Annotated in this window: 6 protein-coding genes; 5 read left to right on the top strand and 1 reads right to left on the bottom strand. The window is 71.8% G+C overall.

What is annotated here, in order from left to right:
• From ACIQ3B_RS18590 to ACIQ3B_RS18570, 5 genes are all read left to right on the top strand, one after another.
• Positions 1–1,431 (top strand): phage tail tape measure protein (locus ACIQ3B_RS18590; RefSeq protein ID WP_397405238.1); only part of this gene is annotated, 1,431 nt, incomplete at its 5' end.
• A gap of 3 nt (positions 1,432–1,434) precedes the next feature.
• Complete coding sequence (locus tag ACIQ3B_RS18585; RefSeq protein WP_397405236.1) at positions 1,435–2,253, top strand: hypothetical protein; 819 nt, start codon at positions 1,435–1,437, stop codon at positions 2,251–2,253.
• A 2-nt stretch (positions 2,254–2,255) separates the two neighbouring features.
• Positions 2,256–3,344: a hypothetical protein gene (locus tag ACIQ3B_RS18580; protein ID WP_397405234.1), complete on the top strand. Its 1,089-nt coding sequence runs from the start codon at positions 2,256–2,258 to the stop codon at positions 3,342–3,344.
• Positions 3,341–3,766 (top strand): class I SAM-dependent methyltransferase, encoded by a 426-nt coding sequence (locus tag ACIQ3B_RS18575; RefSeq protein ID WP_397405232.1) that lies wholly within the window; start codon positions 3,341–3,343, stop codon positions 3,764–3,766. The genes ACIQ3B_RS18580 and ACIQ3B_RS18575 overlap by 4 nt, the downstream gene beginning before the upstream one ends.
• A complete protein-coding gene (locus tag ACIQ3B_RS18570) occupies positions 3,759–4,652 on the top strand; it encodes a hypothetical protein (RefSeq protein ID WP_397405230.1) in 894 nt (297 codons plus the stop codon). The genes ACIQ3B_RS18575 and ACIQ3B_RS18570 overlap by 8 nt, the downstream gene beginning before the upstream one ends.
• A 37-nt stretch (positions 4,653–4,689) precedes the next feature.
• On the opposite strand, the gene ACIQ3B_RS18565 is transcribed toward ACIQ3B_RS18570, so the two are convergent.
• Positions 4,690–4,915 (bottom strand): hypothetical protein (locus tag ACIQ3B_RS18565; RefSeq protein WP_397405228.1); only part of this gene is annotated, 226 nt, incomplete at its 5' end.

Here is a 4,915-nt window from a genome sequence, read left to right as displayed (position 1 = left end):
GGGCTCGCGATGGAGATCTTCGGCAAGAGCGCGTCGAAGCTCATGCCCGTCCTCGCGGGCGGCGCTTCCGGCCTCCAGGCCTTCCGCGCCGAGGCGCAGCGGCTCGGGCTCTCGATCTCCGGCGAGACCGCCGAGGCCGCCGACCAGCTCGGCACGCAGATCGAGATCCTCAAGGACCAGACGCTCCGCGTCGCCGTCGCCATCGGCGAGGCGCTCGCGCCCGCCGCACGCGAGGTCGTCGCCGCGCTCCAGGGCGGGATCGGCGCCGTCGTCCAGTGGATCAAGTCCAACCGCGAGTCCGTCGTCGCCGCCGTCGGGTGGGCCATCGCCATCGGCACCGTCGGCGCGGCCATCGCCGGGATCGGCGTCGCCATCGTCGCCGCAGGCGCGGTCATCAGCGGGCTCGGCACCATCGTCGGCGCGCTCTCGGCCGTGCTCGGCTTCCTCTCCGCCGCGTGGGCCACGGTCGCGGGCGCGGCCACCGCCGCGTGGGCGGCCATGACCGGACCCGTCGGGATCGCCATCGCCGCGGTCGTCGCCCTCGTGGCGGCGGTCGTCTACCTGGCCGACGGCTTCGCGACCGTGGGCGACTTCGTCGGGCGCGTCTTCGACCGCATGGCCGTGCAGGCACGCGGCGCCGTCGAGGACGTGAAGGTCGCGGTCGGCGGCATCGGCGACGCGCTCGCCGCGGGCAACATCATGCTCGCCGCCGAGATCCTCTGGCAAGGGCTCAAGGTGCTGTGGCTGCGCGGCACCACGCTCCTCAAGGACATCTGGACGGACTTCACCTACGACCTCGCGGGCGCGTTCACCGTCATCGAGGTCACCGTGCGCGAGATCTTCGCCGCGATCGTCGACTCGGTGGTCGGGACGGTGCTGTACGTGCTGCAGCAGGTCGCCGAGCTGACCGGCGTCGGCTCGGAGGCCGCGTCGCGGATGAAGGCCGACTACGACCGCCGCGTGCTTGAGGAGAACGCCGCGCGCGAGAAGGAGCTCACCGACCGCATCGCGGCGCTCGAGGAGGCGCGCGGCGCCGAGACGAAGGCGAACGCGGCGGAGCTCGATGCGGCGCGCGAGGAGCTCGAGCGGCTCAGGCAGCGTGCCGCCGAGGCGCGCAAGGCGTCCGACGAGGCGAAGCCGCCGCCCCTGAAGCCGATCCCCGACGAGGACCTCGCGCTCAAGGCGCCCGAGATCCCGCCGCTCGAGGTCGAGCCCGTCGAGATCGACCAGGTGAAGCTCGCGGGCGAGGCGACGCGGCAGGCCGAGCGCAGCTTCCGCAGCGCCGGGACCTTCAGCTTCGCGGCCGCCGCCGGGCTCGTCGGCCCCGACGAGCGCACGCAGCAGAGAATCGCCAACGCCGCGCAGGCGACCGCCAGCCACACGCGCGGGATCCTCGAAGCCATGAGGGGAGGCGGGCTCGTCTGGGCCTGAACCATGCCGACCACCGTCCACCAGCTCATCGAGGGAACCGAGGTCACGACCGGCGCGAGCCCGTCGGTCACGCTCAAGTACTTCGTCGACGGGGCCGCGAGCGAGAACGCCGCGCTCGACGCCGTGCTCTCGGCGTGCCCGGCGAGCTACAACGGCATGCCGCGGCAGTCGCGCTCGGCCGAGCCGATCAGCGACACGAAGTACCTCGTCACCGCCCGCTACTCGCCGCAGGAGTCGAACGACCAGGGCTCGTCGGGCAGCGCGCCGCCGGAGAGCTCGTACGAGTTCAACACGAGCGGCGGCAGCGAGACGATGTTCGTGTCGCTCGCGACGAGGCAGCGCGTCGCGCTTCCCGGCGGACCGCCCGCGCCCGACTTCCGCAGCGGCGTGAACATGACCGACGACGGCCCGCAGGGCGTCGAGCGGACCGTGCCCGTCTTCAGCTTCAGCGAGACGCACTTCAAGGCGGCGTCCGCCGTGTCGAACTCCTACGTCGCGTCGGTCTTCTCGCTCACCGGCACCGTCAACAGCTCCGCCTTCCGCGGCTTCGCGGCCGGAGAGGTGCTCTTCCTCGGCGCCCGCGGCTCGAAGCGCGGCGTCAACGGCGACTGGGAGATCACCTACTCCTTCGCCGCGAGCCCCAACGTCGTCAACGGCACGATCGGCGGCTTCACCGGCATCAACAAGGACGGCTGGGACTACCTCTGGTTCCTCTTCGAGGACAAGGAGGACCCCAACGCCGAGAAGGTCGTGCGTCGGCCACGGGCGGCGTACGTCGAGCAGATCTACAGGCGCGGCAACTTCTCGGGGCTCGGGATCTAGCCATGACGGACTACCTCAAGAGCGTCCGGCGCGGCGAGCCGATCGAGATGTCCGCGGCGGCGTGGAACAAGCTCATGGACATGGCGCGCCGCGACGGCGAGCGCGGGGCATCCGGCACCGCCGACCCGCTGCTGGCCCGCCGCGACCGCGACGTGGTGCTCGTCAAGAACGTCTCGGGCATCGACTACCCGCGCTGGGGCGCGCTCGGGCTCGGCGCTCCCGTCTACCTGCCCAGGCACAACCCGCCGAGCGGCAAGCAGGAGCTCCCGCAGGACTTCGCTGAGAACCTCGTCCTCAAGGGCGAGATGCCCATCGCGGGCGTGCACGAGGGGCTCTTCGGCGTGCTGCTCCAGCCGCTCAAGGTTGGCGAGATCGGACCCGCCGTCGTCTCGGGCACCTTCGGGTGCGTGATCGTCGTCCAGGACGAGCGACACCGCTTCGCCGACGTCTACCCGTCCCGGCCCGACGCGCCGACGGGCGCGAGCATCAGCGGCGGCACGCCGCTCGTCGACGGCGACGTCCACCTGCGCAGCTGCGACCACGGCGGCGCGGAGATCATCTGGAAGGAGGCCGGGCTCGGCGAGCGCTACGCCGCGCTGCGCCTCGCGCAGCAGCACCGCACGCGCTTCCGCGCCATCCTCGGGCTGGCCCACCTGCTTCCCGGCGAGCGCTTCCGCTGGCGCTACGAGTGGCAGGAGGCGCGCATCGACGCGGACCCCAACAGCGAGACCTACGGCAGCTACGTGCCGCTCGACCGCGGCCTCTCGAGCAGGAACAAGGCGGGCGCGCAGGCGGAGGCCCGCATGGCGATCAACCGCTACGAGTCGCACCTCTCGCAGGTGCATCCGCAGCCCGACGACGGCGTCGAGGGATTCGCCAACGCAGGCGCGTGCATCGTGCCCGGCGTCCCCGAGTCGTGCCCGCCCGAGAAGGCGGCCGTGCCGATCCTGCAGCCCATCCTCGAGGGCGTCTGCGTGGAGCTCGTCGCCGAGCCCGACTCCTTCGGCAACACGCGCTACGCCTTCGAGGCGCTCAACGGCGTCGTCTTCACCGAGATGGAAGTGCCCCCGCAGGGAGGCGCCGTCGAATGAGCGACCCCGGGCACGTCGTCGAGGCGATCCTCGCGATCGAATCCATGCGGCCCCAGCCGCGCTTCGTCGTGCACCTCGCGTGCGGCGACAACGCGCTCGTGTCGGCACTCAGGAGGAGGCGCTGCGACGGGCTCGGGATCGACCCCGCATCCGCGGCGGCTGACATGCACGGCCCGTCCGCCACACGTCCAGGAGAGCGCATCCCCGTCGGCGACGGCGTGGCCGACTGCGTCGTGGTGCTCGGCGCGACCACCGCAGGCCTCGACCACGCGTGGGCCGAGATCCGCAGGATCGCACGCCCGGGCGCGCACTTCCTCCTGTCGTTCGGGCGCGTGCCCACGGCCGCGTGGTGCGCGGCGCGGCTCACGGGCGCGACGGTCTCGCGCAGGCATCCCTTCGTGTGGGGGCGCCTCCATGCGTGAGCACGCGGGCGACATCGCGGCGCTTCAGGCGGGCATCCGCCAGCGCAGGCCAGCGCCGAGCGGCGTGCGGCTGTGGACCGCCGACTTCGACCACGTGTCGCTCGCGAACTTCTACCGCGGCAGGCACGCGTTCCTCGTCCTCTCCGGGCCGAGCCTCCTGACGCACGACCTCTCGCGGCTCTCCGCACGCGGCATCGTGTCGATGGGCGTGAACAACTCCTGGACCGTGCACCGCCCGACGCTCTGGACGTGCGTCGACTCGCCCGACCGCTTCGTCGACGTCGGGTGGAAGGACGCGGGCATCACGAAGATCGTGCCGGTCGAGCACTGGAACTCGCGCCTGCGCGTCGCGCTCGGCGAGGGCCGCTTCCGGCAGAGCCAGTTCCGCGTGGCCGACATGCCGGGCGTGCTGATGTACCGGCGCAGCGACTCGTTCGACCACCGCACGTTCCTCCGCGCCGACACGATCTCGTGGGGCTGCCACACGGCGGCGACCGACTCGCTCGGCATCAAGGGCAAGCGCAGCGTCATGCTCGCCGCGCTCGGGCTCCTCCACTACCTCGGCTTCCGCAGCGTCTACCTCCTCGGCGCCGACTTCAGGATGGCGACCGACCGCAAGTACGCCTTCGACGAGAACCGCTCCGCGCAGTCGATCCGCCACAACAACGTGCTCTACGACAGCCTCGACCGGCGCTTCCACGCGCTGCTGCCCGAGTTCAGGAAGGCAGGCTTCGAGGTCCTCAACTGCTGCCAGGACAGCGGGCTGACCGCGTTCCCGAAGATCGGCTTCGACGAGGCGGTCGAGCGCGCCAGCGCCGAGTGCTCGAAGCCCGTGCCCACAGACGGCTGGTACGAACCGGCCAAGGAGAAGAAGCCATGCCCGTGAACTCAAGCGGCGCCTCCGGACAGATGCGCTACTTCCTCTACATCCCCGTGTGGGCCACGACGCAGCAGCCGCAGGGCTCGTCCGGCACCCAGGAGTCGAGCGGCGAGTCCTCGGGATGGTCAAGCTCCGGCGAGCCAAGCTCGAGCCAGTCGTGGACCGAGTCGTCCGGCTCGTCGAGCGGCAGCGAGGGATCCTCCGGCCACTCCTCGGGCGACACCAACGGCTCGCCCGGCACGAGCGGCGGATCCCCCGGATCGCCCGGC

The sequence above is a fragment of the Phenylobacterium sp. genome, from assembly GCF_044358365.1.
Lineage (GTDB): Bacteria > Pseudomonadota > Alphaproteobacteria > Caulobacterales > Caulobacteraceae > Phenylobacterium.
This window is presented reverse-complemented; position numbering and strand designations above follow the sequence as displayed.

What these genes read in the sequence shown, in the direction of transcription:
- ACIQ3B_RS18585 (WP_397405236.1), top strand. Translation starts at nt 1,435, where the DNA reads ATGCCGACCACCGTCCACCAGCTCATCGAGGGAACCGAGGTCACGACC.
- ACIQ3B_RS18580 (WP_397405234.1), top strand. Translation starts at nt 2,256, where the DNA reads ATGACGGACTACCTCAAGAGCGTCCGGCGCGGCGAGCCGATCGAGATG.
- ACIQ3B_RS18575 (WP_397405232.1), top strand. Translation starts at nt 3,341, where the DNA reads ATGAGCGACCCCGGGCACGTCGTCGAGGCGATCCTCGCGATCGAATCC.
- ACIQ3B_RS18570 (WP_397405230.1), top strand. Translation starts at nt 3,759, where the DNA reads ATGCGTGAGCACGCGGGCGACATCGCGGCGCTTCAGGCGGGCATCCGC.